The organism is Pseudomonas sp. CFSAN084952, assembly GCF_009648855.1.
Classification (GTDB): Bacteria; Pseudomonadota; Gammaproteobacteria; order Pseudomonadales; family Pseudomonadaceae; genus Aquipseudomonas; species Aquipseudomonas paracarnis.
The window spans coordinates 3,086,723-3,104,756 of record NZ_CP045767.1; the positions used below are offsets into that span (position 1 = coordinate 3,086,723).

General features: G+C 61.7%; 16 protein-coding genes. 10 read left to right on the forward strand and 6 right to left on the reverse strand.

Going from position 1 to position 18,034, the window contains the following annotated elements; translation table 11 throughout:
* Positions 1 to 71: 71 nt before the first annotated feature.
* The 7 genes from GH769_RS13680 (at position 72) to GH769_RS13710 (ending at position 7,246) form a co-directional block, all read left to right on the forward strand.
* On the forward strand, positions 72 to 1,001 hold the full coding sequence (locus GH769_RS13680; RefSeq protein WP_019819413.1) for a DMT family transporter: 930 nt from the start codon (positions 72 to 74) through the stop codon (positions 999 to 1,001).
* Positions 1,002 to 1,206: 205 nt separating this feature from the next.
* On the forward strand, positions 1,207 to 4,128 hold the full coding sequence (locus tag GH769_RS13685) for a monovalent cation/H+ antiporter subunit A (RefSeq protein ID WP_032902825.1): 2,922 nt from the start codon (positions 1,207 to 1,209) through the stop codon (positions 4,126 to 4,128).
* Positions 4,128 to 4,472, forward strand: a complete 345-nt coding sequence (locus GH769_RS13690) for a Na+/H+ antiporter subunit C (protein WP_003192163.1) — start codon at positions 4,128 to 4,130, stop codon at positions 4,470 to 4,472. The genes GH769_RS13685 and GH769_RS13690 overlap by 1 nt, the downstream gene beginning before the upstream one ends.
* Positions 4,469 to 6,151 (forward strand): monovalent cation/H+ antiporter subunit D, encoded by a 1,683-nt coding sequence (locus GH769_RS13695; protein ID WP_032902824.1) that lies wholly within the window; start codon positions 4,469 to 4,471, stop codon positions 6,149 to 6,151. The genes GH769_RS13690 and GH769_RS13695 overlap by 4 nt, the downstream gene beginning before the upstream one ends.
* Positions 6,148 to 6,636, forward strand: a complete 489-nt coding sequence (locus GH769_RS13700; protein ID WP_014718934.1) for a Na+/H+ antiporter subunit E — start codon at positions 6,148 to 6,150, stop codon at positions 6,634 to 6,636. The genes GH769_RS13695 and GH769_RS13700 overlap by 4 nt, the downstream gene beginning before the upstream one ends.
* Entirely contained in the window at positions 6,633 to 6,911 is a 279-nt protein-coding gene (locus tag GH769_RS13705) for a K+/H+ antiporter subunit F (protein ID WP_003192168.1), read from the forward strand. Before GH769_RS13700 ends, GH769_RS13705 begins: the two co-directional genes overlap by 4 nt.
* Positions 6,908 to 7,246, forward strand: coding sequence for a Na+/H+ antiporter subunit G (locus GH769_RS13710; RefSeq protein ID WP_014718935.1), 339 nt, complete (start codon positions 6,908 to 6,910; stop codon positions 7,244 to 7,246). Before GH769_RS13705 ends, GH769_RS13710 begins: the two co-directional genes overlap by 4 nt.
* A gap of 201 nt (positions 7,247 to 7,447) precedes the next feature.
* On the opposite strand, the gene cysS is transcribed toward GH769_RS13710, so the two are convergent.
* Both cysS and GH769_RS13720 read right to left on the reverse strand, forming a co-directional pair.
* A complete protein-coding gene (gene cysS / locus GH769_RS13715; protein WP_032902823.1) occupies positions 7,448 to 8,830 on the reverse strand; it encodes a cysteine--tRNA ligase in 1,383 nt (460 codons plus the stop codon).
* A 15-nt stretch (positions 8,831 to 8,845) separates the two neighbouring features.
* Positions 8,846 to 10,546, reverse strand: a complete 1,701-nt coding sequence (locus GH769_RS13720; protein ID WP_003192174.1) for a glutamine--tRNA ligase/YqeY domain fusion protein — start codon at positions 10,544 to 10,546, stop codon at positions 8,846 to 8,848.
* A gap of 237 nt (positions 10,547 to 10,783) precedes the next feature.
* On the opposite strand from GH769_RS13720, the gene GH769_RS13725 reads away from it, so the two are divergent.
* Both GH769_RS13725 and lpxH read left to right on the forward strand, forming a co-directional pair.
* Entirely contained in the window at positions 10,784 to 11,290 is a 507-nt protein-coding gene (locus GH769_RS13725; protein ID WP_014718940.1) for a peptidylprolyl isomerase, read from the forward strand.
* Positions 11,287 to 12,036 (forward strand): UDP-2,3-diacylglucosamine diphosphatase, encoded by a 750-nt coding sequence (lpxH, locus tag GH769_RS13730; protein ID WP_003192177.1) that lies wholly within the window; start codon positions 11,287 to 11,289, stop codon positions 12,034 to 12,036. Before GH769_RS13725 ends, lpxH begins: the two co-directional genes overlap by 4 nt.
* Before the next feature lie 149 nt (positions 12,037 to 12,185).
* Here the strand turns inward: lpxH and GH769_RS13735 are convergent, their stop codons facing one another.
* Genes GH769_RS13735 through GH769_RS13750 form a run of 4 tightly spaced genes read right to left on the reverse strand, consistent with a single transcriptional unit; the run spans position 12,186 to position 16,851 of the window.
* On the reverse strand, positions 12,186 to 13,715 hold the full coding sequence (locus GH769_RS13735; protein ID WP_003192178.1) for a DHA2 family efflux MFS transporter permease subunit: 1,530 nt from the start codon (positions 13,713 to 13,715) through the stop codon (positions 12,186 to 12,188).
* The gene (locus GH769_RS13740) at positions 13,715 to 14,914 is read right to left on the reverse strand and encodes an efflux RND transporter periplasmic adaptor subunit (protein WP_032902822.1); all 1,200 of its coding nucleotides are present in this window, start codon (positions 14,912 to 14,914) and stop codon (positions 13,715 to 13,717) included. Before GH769_RS13740 ends, GH769_RS13735 begins: the two co-directional genes overlap by 1 nt.
* 15 nt (positions 14,915 to 14,929) lie before the next feature.
* Positions 14,930 to 16,381, reverse strand: a complete 1,452-nt coding sequence (locus GH769_RS13745; protein ID WP_108538463.1) for an efflux transporter outer membrane subunit — start codon at positions 16,379 to 16,381, stop codon at positions 14,930 to 14,932.
* A complete protein-coding gene (locus tag GH769_RS13750) occupies positions 16,378 to 16,851 on the reverse strand; it encodes a MarR family winged helix-turn-helix transcriptional regulator (RefSeq protein ID WP_032896609.1) in 474 nt (157 codons plus the stop codon). Before GH769_RS13750 ends, GH769_RS13745 begins: the two co-directional genes overlap by 4 nt.
* 197 nt (positions 16,852 to 17,048) lie before the next feature.
* On the opposite strand from GH769_RS13750, the gene GH769_RS13755 reads away from it, so the two are divergent.
* A complete protein-coding gene (locus tag GH769_RS13755; RefSeq protein ID WP_020302331.1) occupies positions 17,049 to 18,011 on the forward strand; it encodes a fimbrial protein in 963 nt (320 codons plus the stop codon).
* Positions 18,012 to 18,034 lie beyond the last annotated feature (23 nt).

Genomic DNA, 18,034 nt, shown 5'->3' on the forward strand with positions numbered 1-18,034 from the left:
GTGCGCAGTATACTGCCCAGCGTGCGGCGCATTGTGCGGTCCGTGCTTTCCCCTTGCAAGACCGAGCCGCCATGACCGCCCCGAACTCCCCTTCGCGTTTCAACCGTTTCAGTAAAGCCGAATGCATCCTGGTGGTGATCACCATGATCTGGGGCGGCACCTTTTTACTGGTGCAGCACGCCATGACCGTCAGCGGGCCGATGTTCTTTGTCGGCCTGCGCTTCGCAGCCGCGACGATTGTGGTGGGGTTCTTTTCCTTGCGCACCCTGCGCGACCTGACCCTGTTCGAATTGAAGGCCGGAGTGTTTATCGGGGTGGCGATCATGTTCGGCTACGGTTTGCAGACCATTGGCCTGCAAACCATCTTGAGCAGCCAATCGGCGTTTATCACCGCCTTGTATGTGCCGTTCGTACCGCTGTTGCAGTGGCTGGTGCTGGGCCGTCGCCCCGGCTTGATGCCCAGCATCGGCATCATGTTGGCGTTTGCCGGGTTGATGCTGTTGACCGGCCCGGCGGGGGCCTCGCTGAATTTCAGCGCGGGTGAAATCGCCACCCTGATCGGTGCAGTGGCCATAGCGGCCGAGATCATTTTGATCAGCGCATTTGCCGGCCAAGTGGATATTCGTCGGGTGACCGTTGTGCAATTGGCCACGGCTTCAGTGCTGTCGTTCATGATGGTGGTGCCGATGGGCGAGGCGTTACCCGGCTTTTCGTGGTTGCTGCTGTTCAGCGCCGTAGGCCTGGGTTTGACCAGTGCGGTGATCCAGGTGGCAATGAACTGGGCCCAGCAAAGTGTTTCGCCAACGCGGGCGACGTTGATTTATGCCGGTGAGCCGGTGTGGGCAGGCGTTGTGGGGCGGATCGCCGGGGAACGGTTCCCGCCAATCGCGATGCTGGGTGCGGTGTTGATTGTGCTGGCGGTGATTGTGAGTGAGTTGAAGACCAAGGGGCAAAAGGCTGTTGAGCTGGCAGATGCCTTGGAACAGGAGCGTCAGGGCTAACCTGGGAACGCTGGGGTGCCAGGTCTATGGTCATCGCGGGCAAGCCCGGCTCCCAGAGGGTCGGCATTTCAGTTCAGAGGGAGGTTGAAACAGTGCCAAATGGGAGGTTTCAGCCTACTTTGTAGGATCCTGCCACATCTTGCCGTTTGGTGATCATGAAAGCGGCACGTATGATGCATCCCAAACTCCCGCAGATTAGAAGCCTATGTCCCTGATAGTTCTACTGCTTCTGCCTTTTATCGGCAGCTGTCTGGCGGCCTTGCTGCCGCATAACGCACGTAACACCGAATCCCTGTTGGCCGGCCTTGTGGCGCTGGTCGGTACTATTCAAGTCGCCCTGCTCTACCCCCAGATCGCCCACGGTGGCGTGATCCGCGAAGAATTCATGTGGTTGCCCAGCCTGGGGCTGAACTTCGTGTTGCGCATGGATGGGTTTGCCTGGCTGTTCTCGATGCTGGTGCTGGGCATCGGCACGCTGGTGTCGCTGTATGCGCGCTACTACATGTCGCCGGACGACCCGGTGCCGCGTTTCTTTGCGTTTTTCCTGGCGTTCATGGGCGCCATGCTGGGTTTGGTGATCTCCGGCAACCTGATCCAGATCGTATTCTTCTGGGAACTGACCAGCCTGTTCTCGTTCCTGCTGATCGGCTATTGGCACCACCGTGCCGATGCGCGACGCGGGGCGTATATGGCGCTGATGGTCACCGGCGCCGGCGGGCTGTGCCTGTTGGCGGGGGTGATGCTGCTGGGGCATATCGTCGGCAGCTATGATCTGGACCAGGTGCTGGCGGCGGGCGATCAGATTCGCGCGCATTCGCTGTACCCGGTCATGCTCGCCCTGGTGCTGATCGGCGCCTTGAGCAAAAGCGCGCAGTTCCCCTTCCATTTCTGGCTGCCCCACGCCATGGCGGCGCCAACGCCGGTTTCGGCCTACCTGCACTCGGCGACGATGGTGAAGGCCGGCGTGTTCCTGCTGGCCCGCCTGTGGCCATCGCTGTCCGGCAGCGAAGAATGGTTCTGGATCGTCGGCGGTGCCGGCGCCCTCACGCTCCTCCTCGGCGCTTACTGCGCCATGTTTCAAAACGATCTCAAGGGCCTGCTGGCCTATTCCACCATCAGCCATCTCGGGCTGATCACCCTGCTGCTGGGCCTTAACAGCCCGCTGGCCGCTGTTGCCGCGGTATTCCATATTCTCAACCACGCCACCTTCAAGGCTTCGCTGTTCATGGCCGCGGGCATCATCGACCACGAAAGCGGCACGCGGGATATCCGCAAGCTCAGCGGGCTGGTGCGCCTGATCCCGTTTACCGCGACCCTGGCGATGGTCGCCAGCGCGTCCATGGCCGGGGTGCCGTTGCTCAATGGCTTCCTGTCCAAAGAGATGTTCTTTGCCGAAACCGTGTTTATCTCGTCGACTCAGTGGGTGGAAATCGCCCTGCCGCTGATCGCGACCATTGCCGGTACATTCAGCGTGGCCTATGCCCTGCGTTTTACCGTGGATGTGTTCTTCGGCCCGCCCGCCACCGACTTGCCACACACGCCCCACGAGCCGCCGCGCTGGATGCGTGCACCGGTCGAGTTGTTGGTGTTCACCTGCCTGCTGGTGGGGATTTTCCCGGCCCAGATGGTCGGCTCGATCCTCGCCGCTGCCGCCCTGCCGGTGGTGGGCGGTACGTTGCCGGAATATAGCCTGGCGATCTGGCACGGCTGGAACGCGCCGATGATCATGAGCCTGGTGGCGATGACCGGCGGCGTGGTGCTGTACCTGATGCTGCGCAAACAACTCAAGCGCGGCCGCTTCGAATACCCGCCGCTGATCGGCTACTTCAACGGCAAGCGCGGTTTCGAACGCTGCCTGGTGGTGATGATGCGCGGTGTGCGCCGGATCGAGAAACGCATCAGCACCAAGCGCCTGCAAACCCAGTTGTTCCTGTTGGTGCTGCTGGCAGTGATCGGCGCGATGATCCCGATGATCAACAGTGGCCTCAGTTGGGGCGACCGCCCGAAAATCCCGGGGTCCATCGTCTTCGTCACCCTGTGGTTGCTGGCGATTGCCTGCGCCCTCGGCGCCGCCTGGCAAGCCAAGTACCACCGGCTGGCGGCCCTGACCATGGTCAGCGTGTGCGGCCTGATGACCTGCGTCACCTTCGTGTGGTTCTCAGCGCCGGACCTGGCCCTCACCCAATTGGTGGTGGAAGTAGTCACTACCGTGTTGATCCTGCTTGGCCTGCGTTGGCTGCCACGGCGGATCGAAGAGGTCTCACCCCTGCCCAGCTCGCTGCGCAAGGCGCGTATCCGCCGCCTGCGTGACTTGCTGCTGTCCACCGTAGTCGGCGGCGGCATGGCGCTGTTGTCCTACGCGATGCTGACCCGCCAGACGCCCAACGATATTTCCTCGTTCTACTTAAGCCGTGCCCTGCCCGAAGGCGGCGGCAGCAATGTGGTGAACGTGATGCTGGTGGACTTCCGTGGCTTCGACACCCTGGGCGAAATCACCGTACTGGGCGCCGTGGCCTTGACCGTGTACGCCTTGCTGCGCCGCTTCCGCCCATCCAAGGAAAGCATGGAGTTGCCGCCCCAACAGCGGCAACTGGCGCCGGACGTGGCGACCGACCTGGTCAACTCGCGCCAGGCCAGCGACACCGCCCTGGGCTTTATGATGGTGCCGGCGGTGCTGGTGCGCCTGCTGCTGCCGATTGCGCTGGTGGTGTCGTTCTACCTGTTCATGCGTGGCCACAACCAACCGGGTGGTGGTTTCGTCGCCGGGCTGGTGATGTCGGTGGCGTTTATCCTGCAATACATGGTTGCCGGCACCCAGTGGGTCGAGGCGCAAATGAGCCTGCGGCCGATGCGTTGGATGGGCTTCGGCCTGCTGTCGGCCACCTTGACCGGGCTGGGTGCGCTGTTCGCCGGGTACCCGTTCCTCACTACGCATACCTGGCATTTCAGCCTGCCGTTACTGGGCGATATTCATATCGCCAGTGCGCTGTTCTTTGACGTCGGCGTGTACGCCATGGTCGTGGGCTCGACCCTGTTGATGCTCACCGCCCTCGGCCACCAGTCGGTGCGCGCGCATAAACCGAGCAACCAGCCCAAAGTGGTTGCTGCAACCGAAGGAGCCGCCTGATGGAAGAAGTCATCGCAATAGCCATTGGGGTCCTGGCGGCCTCCGGCGTCTGGTTGATCCTGCGGCCACGGACGTTCCAGGTGGTCATGGGTTTGTGCCTGCTGTCCTACGGCGTCAACCTGTTCATCTTCAGCATGGGCAGCCTGTTTATCGGCAAGGAGCCGATCATCAAGGACGGCGTGCCCCAAGACCTGCTCAACTACACCGACCCACTGCCCCAGGCCCTGGTGCTCACGGCCATTGTGATCAGCTTCGCCATGACCGCGTTGTTCCTGGTGGTGCTGCTGGCCTCCCGGGGCCTCACCGGCACTGACCATGTAGACGGCCGGGAGCCCAAGGAATGACGTGGATGAATCAACTGATCGTCGCGCCGATCCTGCTGCCGCTGCTCACCGCCGGGCTGATGCTGATGCTGGGCGAGAAACGTCGCCCGCTCAAAGCCCAGATCAATCTGTGCTCCAGCATCGTCGGCCTGGGCGTTGCCATCCTGTTGTTGTACTGGACGCAACAAAGCGGCCCCGGCTCCATTGGCGTGTACCTGCCGGGCAACTGGCAGGTGCCGTTCGGCATCGTGTTGGTGGTGGACCAACTGTCGGCGATGATGCTGGTGCTGACCGGAGTTATCGGCGTCAGCGCGCTGCTGTTCGCCATGGCCCGCTGGGACCGTGCGGGCACCAGCTTCCATGCCCTGTTCCAGATCCAACTGATGGGGCTGTATGGCGCCTTCCTCACCGCCGACCTGTTCAACCTGTTCGTGTTCTTCGAAGTGCTGCTGGCCGCCTCCTACGGCCTGATGCTGCACGGTTCCGGCCGCGCGCGGGTATCGTCGGGGCTGCATTACATTGCGATCAACCTGCTGGCGTCGTCGCTGTTCCTGATTGGCGCGGCGATGATCTACGGCGTCACCGGCACGCTGAACTTTGCCGACCTGGCGTTGAAGATCCCGCTGGTGCCGGAGGCGGATCGCGGCCTGTTGCATGCCGGTGCGGCGATCCTGGCTACGGCGTTCCTGGCCAAGGCCGGCATGTGGCCGCTGAACTTCTGGCTGGCGCCCGCCTATTCCTCGGCCAGCGCGCCGGTGGCGGCAATGTTCGCGATCATGACCAAGGTCGGCGTGTACACCGTGCTGCGCCTGTGGACCCTGCTGTTCTCCGGCCAGGCCGGCGCCTCGGCGCTGTTTGGCGGGGATTGGCTGGTGTATGGCGGCATGGCGACCATCATTTGCGCGGCACTGGCGATGGTGGCGGCGCAGCGCCTGGAGCGCATGGCCAGCCTGAGTATCCTGGTGTCGGCCGGGATCCTGCTGTCAGCGGTAGGGTTTGCCCAGCCGAGCCTGACCGCGGGGGCGCTGTTCTATCTGGTCAGCTCAACCCTGGCACTGAGTGCATTGTTTTTGCTGGCGGAGTTGATCGAGCGTTCGCGTTCGGCCAACGACCTGCCGCTGGATGAGGAGATTGATGCGCTGCCCAAAGCCATGGAATCGCTGCATCCGCGCCCGGGTGTGAACCTGGACGATGAGCAAAAAGCGGTGATCGGCCAGGTCATCCCTTGGACCATGGCCTTCCTGGGCCTGAGCTTTATCGCCTGCGCGCTGTTGATTATCGGCATGCCGCCGCTGTCCGGGTTTATCGGCAAGCTCAGCCTGTTGAGTGCGCTGATCAATCCACTGGGCCTGGGCAACGCCGTGGACGAGTCCATCCGCCCGGCGGCCTGGGGCCTGGTCGCGCTGCTGATTCTCTCTGGCCTGGCCTCGCTCATCGCTTTCGCCCGCCTCGGCATCCAGCGCTTCTGGACCCCGGAAGAACGCCCATCACCGCTGCTGCGCCGCTACGAGTGTGTGCCGATCTTCCTGCTGCTGGGGTTGAGCATCGCGCTGACCTTCAAGGCCGAGGCGCTGATGCGCTACACCCAGGCCACCGCCCAAAGCCTGAACAACCCGGAACACTACGTGATGGCAGTGCTCGCGACCCGCCCAGTGCCCAGCCCTGAAGCCAAGGCCGCCGCCCTGGAGGTGCAGCCATGAAACGTCTGTTCCCGGCCCCCTGGCTGTCGTTGGCGTTGTGGGTATTGTGGCTGGTGCTGAACTTGTCGATCAGCCCCGGCAACCTGCTGCTGGGCGCACTGTTGGGCTTTCTTGCGCCGCTGATGATGGCGCCGCTGCGCCCGCTGCCGATCCGCATCCGTCGCCCTGGGGTGATCATCCGCCTGTTTTTCCGGGTCGGCCTTGACGTAATCATCTCCAACCTGCACGTCGCCTGGGGCGTACTCACTTGCGGCTCACGCCCACCGCGCTCGCGCTTTATCAAGATCCCCCTAGACCTGCGCGACGCCAACGGCCTGGCGGTGCTGGCGATGATCACCAGCGTGACCCCCGGCACCGTCTGGTCGGAACTGGCCCTGGACCGCAGCATCCTGCTGCTGCACGTTTTCGACCTGGATGACGAAGCCTCGTTTATCCAGCAATTCAAGCACGCCTACGAACGGCCCCTGATGGAGATCTTCGAATGAGCGCCCTGCTCGCCAATGCGATCCTGTTCAGCCTGTTCCTGTTCTCCCTGGCCATGGTGCTGACCCTGGTGCGCCTGTTCAAAGGCCCCTCGGCCCAGGACCGGGTACTGGCGCTGGACTACCTGTACATCCTGGCGATGCTGATGATGCTGACCCTGGGTATTCGCTATGCCAGCGACACTTACTTTGAAGCAGCGCTATTGATCGCGCTGTTCGGCTTCGTCGGCTCGTTCGCCCTGGCCAAATTCCTGCTGCGTGGGGAGGTGATTGAATGATGCCGTTATGGGTTGAGATTATCGTGGCGGCGTTGCTGTTGCTCAGCAGCCTGTTTGCCTTGATTGGCGCGATTGGCTTGCTGCGGATGAAAGAATTTTTCCAACGCATGCACCCGCCGGCACTGGCCTCGACGCTGGGGGCGTGGAGCGTGGCGTTGGCGTCGATCATTTATTTTTCAACGCTCAAATCCGGGCCGGTGTTGCACGGCTGGTTGATTCCGATTTTGCTCGCGATCACCGTGCCGGTCACCACACTGCTGCTGGCGCGAACGGCGCTGTTCCGCAAACGCATGGCCGGTGATGACGTCCCCGCCGAAGTCAGCAGCCGCCGCTGATGTTTTTGTAGGAGCGCAGATCGTTCCCACGCTCTGCGTGGTAACGCCGCCCAGGACGCTCCGCGTCCGCCCCACTCGGGCGAGCGGGCGACGCGGAGCGTCTCGGTATGCATTCCCACGCAGAGCGTGGGAACGAGAGTGCAAAAAAAAGCCCCGAACCAGTCGGGGCGTTTTTTTTATTCAGCGTGCAGCTTTCAACGGTCAGTCAGCCAACCGCCACGTCGTCCCACCCTTGCCGTCTTCCAACACCACACCCATCGCGGTCAGTTGGTCGCGGATACGGTCGGATTCCGCCCAGTCTTTATTGGTGCGAGCCGCCAGACGCGCCTGGATCAGTGCATCTACCTCAGCGGCATCCACACGCCCTTCGGCACCCGCTTGCAGGAAGTCATCGGCTTCCATCTGCAACACGCCCAGCACGCTGGCCAGTTCTTTCAGGCGCGCCGCCAGGCCCGCCGCTGCGTCGATATCGGTCTCGCGCAAGCGGTTGATCTCGCGCACCATCTCGAACAGCACGGCGCAGGCTTCCGGGGTGCCGAAGTCGTCGTTCATCACTTCGGTGAAACGTGCCACGAAGGCTTCGCCGCCTGCAGGTGCCACCGCGGGCAGGCCTTTCAACGCGTGATAGAAACGCTCCAAAGCGCCCTTGGCGTCCTTGAGGTTGTCTTCGGAGTAGTTGATGGCGCTGCGGTAGTGGCTCGACACCAGCAGGTAACGCACCACTTCCGGGTGGTACTTTTCCAGCACGTCGCGGATGGTGAAGAAGTTGTTCAAGGACTTGGACATCTTCTCGCCATTGATGCGGATCATGCCGCAGTGCATCCAGGCATTGGCGTAGGTCTTGCCGGTGGCGGCTTCGCTCTGGGCGATTTCGTTTTCGTGGTGCGGGAACTCAAGGTCGCTGCCGCCGCCATGAATGTCGAAGGTCTCGCCCAGGCAGCAGGTGGACATCACCGAGCATTCGATGTGCCAGCCCGGACGCCCGGCGCCCCACGGCGACTCCCAGCTCGGCTCGCCCGGCTTGGTACCTTTCCACAGTACGAAGTCGAGCGGGTCCTGCTTGGCTTCGTCGACTTCGATCCGCGCGCCGATGCGCAGGTCTTCGATCTTCTTGCGCGACAGCTTGCCGTAGCCCATGAACTTGGCGACGCGGTAGTACACGTCGCCGTTGCCTGGGGCGTAGGCGTAGCCCTTGTCGATCAAGGTCTGGATCATCGCGTGCATGCCAGGGATGTGGTCCGTGGCACGCGGTTCCATGTCCGGCTTGAGGATGTTGAGGCGCGCCTCGTCCTCGTGCATGGCGGCGATCATGCGCTCGGTCAGCGCATCGAACGACTCGCCGTTTTCGTTGGCACGGTTGATGATCTTGTCGTCGATGTCGGTGATGTTGCGCACGTACGTCAAGTCATAGCCACTGAAACGCAACCAGCGGGTCACCAGGTCGAAGGCAACCATGCTGCGGCCGTGGCCGATGTGGCAGTAGTCGTACACGGTCATGCCGCACACGTACATGCGCACCTTGTTGCCGTCCAGCGGCTTGAAGACTTCTTTGGTCTTGCTGAGCGTGTTGTAGATCGTTAGCACGATGTTTCCCTTAAATCACTGGCCCCACGAATCTCGCAAGGTCACGGTACGGTTGAATACCGGAGCACCAGGTTTCGAGTCCTTGATATCCGCGCAGAAGTAGCCTTCGCGCTCGAACTGGAAACGGTCTTCCGGCTGTGCGTCGCCAAGCGATGGCTCGGCACGACAACCAGTGAGTACTTGCAGGGAGTCAGGGTTGATGTTGTCGAGGAAACTCGCGCTGTCTTCCGCCTTCTCAGGGTTCGGCGAGCGGAACAGACGATCGTACAGGCGCACTTCGCACTCGATGCTGGCAGCGGCCGGTACCCAGTGGACCACACCCTTGACCTTGCGGCCTTCAGGGTTCTTGCCCAGGGTGTCCGGATCGTACGAGCAACGCAGTTCAACGATGTTGCCATCGGCGTCCTTGATCGCTTCGTCCGCACGGATCACGTAGCTGCCGCGCAGGCGCACTTCGCCATTCGGCTCCAGGCGCTTGTAGCCCTTGGGCGGCTCTTCCATGAAGTCGTCACGGTCGATGTAGATTTCGCGGGCGAATGGCAATTTGCGCACGCCCAGCTCTTCTTTCTGCGGGTGGCGCGGCAGTTCGAGGTTCTCGACCTGGCCTTCCGGGTAGTTGGTGATCACGACTTTCAACGGACGCAGCACGCACATGGCGCGCGGTGCATTGGCATCCAGGTCCTGACGGATGCTGAATTCGAGCATGCCGAAATCGACCACGCCGTCGGAGCGGTTGGTGCCGACCATGTCGCAGAAGTTGCGGATCGACGCCGGGGTGTAGCCACGGCGACGGAAGCCCGACAGGGTGGACATGCGCGGGTCGTCCCAGCCATGCACGTGTTTTTCATCGACCAGTTGCTTGAGCTTGCGCTTGCTGGTGATGGTGTAGTTCAGGTTCAGGCGGCTGAACTCGTACTGACGCGGGTGCGCCGGAACCGGCAGACTGTCCAGGAACCATTCGTACAGCGGGCGATGGCTTTCGAACTCCAGGGTGCAGATGGAGTGGGTGATGCCTTCGATGGCGTCCGACTGACCGTGGGTGAAGTCGTAGTTCGGGTAGATGCACCACTTGTCACCGGTCTGGTGGTGATGGGCATGGCGGATGCGGTACATGATCGGGTCACGCAGGTTCATGTTCGGCGAGGCCATGTCGATCTTGGCGCGCAGCACGCGGGCGCCGTCCGGGAATTCGCCGGCGCGCATACGGTTGAACCAGTCCAGGTTCTCTTCTACCGAACGGTCGCGGAACGGGCTGTTCTTGCCCGGCTCGGTCAGCGTGCCACGGTATTCCTTGGCCTGCTCCGGGGTCAGGTCGTCCACATAAGCCTTGCCGGCCTTGATCAGCTCGACGGCCCAGTCGAACAACTGGTCGAAATACTTGGAGGCATAGCGCACTTCACCGGACCATTCGAAGCCCAGCCACTTGATGTCGCTTTCGATGGCGTCGATGTATTCCTGGTCTTCCTTGGCCGGGTTGGTGTCGTCGAAACGCAGGTGCGTGACGCCACCGAACTCCTGGGCCAGGCCGAAGTTCACACAGATCGACTTGGCGTGGCCGATGTGCAGGTAGCCGTTGGGCTCTGGCGGGAAACGGGTGACGATCTGCGTGTGCTTGCCCGAATCCAGGTCCGCCTGGATGATCGGGCGCAGGAAATTAACCGGGACGGCAGGTCCGGCCTTGGTATTCGAGGTAGGGTCGACAGTGGGCTTGCTCATAGGATCCTTGAACAGACAGGTGCATGGCCAGGTGGGGCCAGATAAAACAAAGGGCTCATAATAGCCGAAGCAGTCAAGACACATACAGAGCGCGGCCAATTAATTGCCCGGGCGGTAAAAAACCACCTCGAAATTCCCGCAGGGCACGCTAAACTGCGCGCCTTGGCCGTCGTTTAGCCAGACAGGTAAGGTGCCCAGGCGCCCACACCCACGAATTCCCTGAAAAGAGTAGTGAACATGACTCAAGTCAAACTGACCACCAACCACGGTGACATCGTCATCGAGCTGAACGCCGAGAAAGCGCCGATCACCGTCGCCAACTTCATTGAATACGTGAAAGCCGGCCACTACGAAAACACCGTTTTCCACCGTGTCATCGGCAACTTCATGATCCAGGGCGGCGGTTTCGAGCCTGGCATGAAAGAGAAGAAAGACAAGCGTCCAAGCATCCAGAACGAAGCGGACAACGGCCTTTCCAACGACAAGTACACCGTCGCCATGGCCCGTACCATGGAGCCGCATTCGGCCTCCGCGCAGTTCTTCATCAACGTCGCCGACAATGCCTTCCTGAACCACAGCGGCAAGAACGTGCAGGGTTGGGGCTACGCGGTGTTCGGTAAAGTCACCCAAGGCACTGACGTTGTCGACAAGATCAAAGGCGTATCCACCACCTCCAAGGCCGGTCACCAGGACGTTCCAGCCGAAGACGTGATCGTCGAGAAAGCCGAGATCATCGAAGCGTGATATTGCTGATTTCAGACTTGCATCTGGAAGAGGAACGCCCGGACATTACCCGGGCGTTTCTGGATCTGCTCCACGGCCGCGCCCGTGGTGCCCAGGCGTTGTACATTCTGGGGGACTTCTTCGAAGCCTGGATTGGCGACGATGGCATGACCCCCTTCCAGCGCTCCATCTGCGAGGCTTTGCGTGAGCTGAGCGACAGCGGCACCCCGATTTTCATCATGCACGGCAACCGCGATTTCCTGATCGGCAAGGCGTTCTGCAAAGCGGCAGGCGCTACCTTGCTCAAAGACCCGACGGTCGTGCAGTTGTATGGCGAGCCTGTGCTGTTGATGCACGGCGACAGCCTCTGCACCCGCGACCTCGGCTATATGAAGCTGCGGCGCATCCTGCGTAACCCGATTGTGCTGTTTATCCTGCGCCACCTGCCCTTGGGCACCCGCCATAAACTGGCGCGCAAGCTGCGCAGTGAGAGCAGCGCCCAGGTGCGCATGAAGGCCAATGACATCGTCGATGTCACCCCTGAAGAAGTGCCACGGGTGATGCAGCAGTTTGGCGTGCGCACCCTGGTCCACGGCCATACCCACCGCCCCGCCATCCATAAGTTGCAGATCGGCGACCAGGCGGCCAAGCGCATTGTGCTGGGGGACTGGGACAAGCAAGGCTGGGCGTTGCAGGTGGATGAGCAAGGCTTTCAGCTGGCGGCGTTTGATTTCGTCAACCCGCAGCTCGCGCTGCCTGGCGCCTGAATCTCTGCCACAACACCGATCAACCTGTGGGAGCTGGCTTGCCTGCGATAGCATCACCTCGGTGCATCTGATACACCGAGGTGTCTGCATCGCAGGCAAGCCAGCTCCCACACAAGCCAGCTCCCACAGGAACCGCGCTGACCTTATGATCAGTGCCCCGAAGCCGCCGGCCCGGCCTTTGCGGTAAACGGCGGTTTGGCCAGCCACACCAGCAACATCAAGCCCATGAACATCCACCCTAGCAACGTGAAGTAATCCACGGTGGACATCATGTACGCCTGGCTGGTGAGAATCTGGTCCAGTTGGGTATAGGCCTTCTGCCCTGCCCCACCCAGCGCCTGCAACGCATCGCGGGTGGTCGAGTCGTAGACGGTCATGTTCTCGCTCATGTAGGCATGGTGCTGGTCGGCCCGGCGGATCCAGATCCAGGTGGTCAGCGACGCCGCGAAACTGCCGCCCAAGGTACGCAGGAAGGTCGCCAGCCCCGCGCCGTCGGCAATCTGGTGCGGCGGCAGGTCGGACATCAGAATGCTCAAGGTCGGCATGAAGAACAGCGCCACGCCGATGCCCATGAACAGCTGCACCATGGCGATATGGGTGAAGTCCACTTCGTTGGTGAAACCGGCGCGCATGAAGCAGCTCAAGCCAATCGCCAGGAACGCCAGGCCCGCCAGCAGGCGCAGGTCGAACTTGTGCGCGTACTTGCCCACGAACGGCGACATCAGCACCGGTAGAATGCCGATCGGCGCCACCGCCAGCCCGGCCCAGGTGGCGGTGTAGCCCATCTGGGTTTGCAGCCACTGCGGCAGGATCAGGTTGATGCCGAAAAAGCCCGCATAACCGAGGATCAGCACAATGGTGCCGATCCGGAAGTTACGGTGCGCGAACAGCCGCAGGTTGACCACCGGGTGCTTGTCGGTCATCTCCCAGATCACGAACACCGCCAGGGCGATCACCGAAATGGCCGCACCGATGATGATGAAGTTGGACTCGAACCAGTCCAGGTCATTGCCCTTGTCGAGGATGATCTGCAAGGCTCCCACACCGACGATCAGGCTCAGCAGCCCAACGTAGTCCATCGGCTGGTAACTGGTGACCACCGGGCGCTTTTTCAGCTGCGCACGCACCACCATCACCGCGAAGATACCGATGGGCACATTGATGAAAAAGATCCACGGCCAACTGTAGCTGTCGGTGATCCAGCCGCCGAGGATGGGCCCGGCAATCGGCGCCACCACCGTGACCATCGCCAATAACGCCAGGGCCATGCCGCGCTTGGCCGGAGGGTAGACCGCAATCAACAAGGTCTGGGTCATCGGGTACAACGGCCCGGCGACCAAGCCTTGCAGCACCCGAAAGCCGATCAACTCAGGCATCGAGGTGGAAATACCGCACAGGAACGACGCCAGCACAAACAGCAGGGTCGCCCACAAAAACAGCTTCACCTCGCCAAAGCGCCGGCTCAACCAACCGGTGAGCGGCAAGGCGATGGCGTTGCTCACCGCAAACGAGGTGATCACCCAGGTGCCCTGCTCCGAACTCACCCCCAGGTTGCCGGAGATGGTCGGCAACGCCACGTTGGCGATGGTGGTGTCGAGCACCTGCATAAAGGTCGCCAGCGACAGGCCAATAGTGGCCATCAACAGGCTGGGTGGCGTGAACGAGGCGTTATTGCTCATCAGCGTTGCGCAGCCTTGGGAGCGGCGACGCTGTTGTCATGGATCAACTGGTTGATCATGGCATCGGCTTCGGCCAGTTGGCGGTCATACACGTTGGTGGTGAACGAGGCTTTTTGCGGCGCTTGTTTCGCCAGCACCGGGCCGCTCTGGTCGTGCAGGTCTACATTCACCACGGTGCTCAAGCCCACGCGCAGCGGATGCTTGGCCAGCTCTTCAGCATTGATGTGGATGCGCACCGGTACCCGCTGCACGATCTTGATCCAGTTGCCGGTGGCGTTCTGTGCAGGCAACAAGGCGAACGCGCTGCCGGTGCCGGCGCCGAGGCTGTCGACGGTGCCGCTGTACTTGACGTCGCTGCCGTAGATGTCCGACTCGATATCCACTGGCTGGCCGATGCGCATATCCCGCAGTTGGGTTTCCTTGAAGTTGGCGTCGATCCACAGCTGGTCCAGCGGGATCACCGCCATCAGCGCCGTGCCCGGCTGGACGCGCTGGCCCAGTTGCACGGTGCGCTTGGCCACATAGCCGGTGACCGGCGCGATCAAGGTGCTGCGGGCATTGGTCAGGTACGCCTGGCGCAGTTGCGCGGCGGCCGCTTGCACATCGGGATGGGACGAAATCACCGTGTCATCCACCAGGGCATTGGTGGTTTTGAGTTGTTGCTCAAGGTTGGTCAAGGCGTTCTTGGCGGCGGTCAGGCTGTCGCGGGCGTGAGAGAGTTCTTCCTGGGAAATCGCGCCGCCCTGGGCCAGGGTCTTACGGCGGTTGTAGTTGTCCTGGGCGGTTTGCACATCGGCTTTCTGCGCATTGACTTGGGCTTTCATGCCATCGACGTTGCTGTACAAACCGCGCACCTGGCGTACGGTGCGGGCTAGGTTGGCCTGGGCACTTTGCAGGCCGACTGCGGCGTCGTTGGGGTCGAAATTGATCAGCACCTGGCCTTCATGCACCAGGTCACCATCGTCGGCGCCGATGCTGACCACGGTGCCGGTGACCAGCGGGGTGATTTCCACCACGTTGCCGTTCACATAGGCGTCATCGGTGCTTTCATTGAAGCGCCCGTAGAACTCATACCAGGCCCACACGCCCACCACACTGAGGATGACGATCAGCGCCAGGCCGATCAGCATCACTTTGCGTTTGCGCGGGTTGGTGTCTTTGGGTTGTTCGGTTGCGTTGGTGCTTTCGGCAGTGGCCATGACAAATACCTCAAATTATTCCGTGCGTGTTGCGGGGGTGGTCGCGGCCACGCTGTTGGCGTGATACCCGCCACCCAGGGCCTGCATCAATTGAATCGACAGGTCGATCTGCGCCGCATTCAGGGTGGCCAGCTGACGCTGGGCCTGTAGCAATTGCTGTTCGATGCTGAGCACATCCAGGTAGTTACCGATGCCTGAGCTGTAGCGTTGCACCCCGGTGTCGTAGGACTGCTGCGCGATGTCGGCGGCGTGTTGCTGGGCCTGGATCTGCCGCCCGGTGTCGCGCAGTTGGGACAGGCTGCTGCCGATATCACCCAAGGCTTGCACCAGGGTTTTGTTGTACTGGGCCACGGCCAGGTCGTAGTCGGCGTCGCGGGCATCGAGGTCGGCGCGCAGGCGGCCGCCGTCAAAAATCGGCAGCGAAATCGTCGGTGCGATATTGAAGAAGCGGCTGGCCGAACCGAACATCGCATCGCCCAGCAACGACTCGGCACCGGCGCTCGCGCTCAGGTTGAGGTTGGGGTAGAAGCGGGTCTTGCTGGCATCGATGTTCTTGCTCGCGGCCTCTACGCGCCAGCGTGCGGCGACCAGGTCCGGACGACGGCCGAGCAGCTCGGCAGGCAACACCGCCGGCACGGCCACGGCGCTGGGTTTGAGCACCGCTGGGCGCGCCAACTCGTCACCGCGGTCCGGGCCTTTGCCGAGCAACACAGCCAACGCGATCTTGGCGCTTTGCAGTTGTTTTTCCGCGTCAATCAGTTGCGACTGAGAACTGGCTTCCAGGCTCTCGGTCTGCTGGAACTGGTACTCGCTGTCGATACCGGAACTCAGGCGGCGCTTGCTCAGGTCGAGCATCTGGCGGGTACGCTTGAGGTCATCGACGGCCAGGTCACGCACGATATGCGCCTGGCCGAGGTCGCTGTAGGCCTTGGCCACGTTCGCGGCCAGAGTCAGGCGCGCGGCCTGCCGATCGACCTCGGCAGCACGGGCCTCGCCCAACGCGGCTTCCCAGGCGGCGCGCTGGCCGCCCCACAGGTCGAAGTTGTAATTGAAGCTGGCGCCGATGTTGCGCACCGTCGAATAGGCATCGCCCTGCCCGCGGGGGTCCTGGTCCTTGGCCAGGCGCGAACGGCTCACGCCGGCGCTGGCATCCACGGTCGGCATACGGGCGGCGTTGGCGGCATAGGCCGCCGCTTCGGCTTGGTGGGCGCGGGCATCGGCGACTTGCATGTCGGGGCTGTTCTGCAGGGCTTCCTGGATCAGGCCGTCAAGCTGTGGGTCGCCCAGGCTTTTCCACCAGTCGGCGGCCGGCCAGGCGGCGCTCGACAGCGTCACGCCGCTGAGGGATTTGCCGGTGTGCAGAGTATTGGCGTCGAGGCGCTGGCCCTGGGTGTCGAGGCCGCTGTAATTGGCGCAACCGGCCAACGTCATCGCCGCCAGCACCAGGCTGAGTGCGCGAGTGTTCATGATCGACCTACCCGCTGGATCGTGATGGGGTCACCCGCAGCGATCAGCATTTTTTTCAGGATGCGCTCCAGGGTTTCCAGCTCGCCCGGCTCAAGCACGCCGGCCAACTGGTTGAGGGCCTTGGCGCCAATGTTCGGGAGCATGTCCGCCAGGCGCTGGCCCTCGGCGGTCAGCACCAACTGCACCTGGCGCCGGTCCAGCTCGGAGCGCTTGCGGCTGAGCAGGTCTTTTTGCTCCAGCCGGTCGAGCATGCGCGTCATCGAACCGCTGTCCAGGGACAGGTTGCGGCACAGCTCCGCCGGGGTATCGACGCCGAACTGGGCCATGATGATCAACACCTTGAACTGCGCGGCGGTGATGCCGTGGGGTTCCATATGGGTGTCGATGATGCGGTCCTTGAGAATCGCGGCGCGGCCCAGCAACAGGCCGAGGTGGCAGTTGTGGAAGTTGTCAGGGGTGAAGTGAGGCATCGAAAGTCACCTTATTACTGCCTAGGCAGTGAATGTGTGACGAAATGTTACTGCTTAGGCAGCGAATGTCAAATGGAATAATTAGGTTGCTTGGTAGTTGGCGGATAAGCGGAGGGCTTTAAGGATTGCCTGATGGGCTAGCGCGCCGGGTCTGCTTAACGTAAGCCAATTCTTGACTAACTGGTACATCGCTGCTCATGAAGTGTTTGAAATCACGTTTTGCCGTGCGTTGTTTTATCACCATGTTGACGCTGACGTGCTCGACGCTCGCCCTGGCGGGGAATTGCACCGCCATCAACTCCAAAACAGAGAACCTCAACTTTGGCGCTAGCCTGGCAAACAGCGGTCTGAGCATTCCCGCCGATACGCCTGACGGAACAGTGGTCTATCAAGAAACCGTGCAAGTGACCGGTCATATCTGGAAGTGCACAACGACTTCGATGTATGGCATTAAGCTGAATCCCACGCTGGGCACTGTGGCAAGCGGGGCAACGATCTTCCCTGTTGGCAAATCAGGTTTCTCGTTTCGCATCTGGCTCGATGCCATGGATATGTACTTGTTCAGTTTAGCCCCCACCCCGAGCACCGGCTACGGCGTCAGCCCGGGGAAAATAAGGCTGGAAATCGTCAAGACCGGCCCATTGGTAAACACCAAGATAGCTTCAGGCCACTTGGCCAACTACCAAATCGGTGACGTGATCCTGAAAACCTTCAACCTGACCAACCCAATCGTACTGAACACCGCCTCCTGCCAGACACCCGCCGTCCCGGTTGCCATGGGCGACGACTATCAGCTCCAGGATTTTGACAAAGCCGGCGCGACACCCCGCAAGGTGCGCTTCAGTATCGGCTTGAACCAATGCCAGGCCGGCATCAAGAAGATCACCTATTCACTCAAGGCAACCACGTCCGTCATTGATGCAGCCAACGGTATAGTCGCACTTAATAGCAGTTCCACCGCCGCCGGTATCGGCTTGCAATTGCTCAATGACGCGGGGCAACCCATCGCACTGGACACCACCTACCCATTCGACGCCTTCACCACCACCGACACCCACTTCCAGATACCCCTGTCGGCAGCGTATTACCGCTTGCCCACGGGCGACCTGAAAGCGGGCAGCGCCAACACCGACGTGACCTTCATCGTGAACTACCTGTAAAAACTAAGGATCGTCTGATTCTC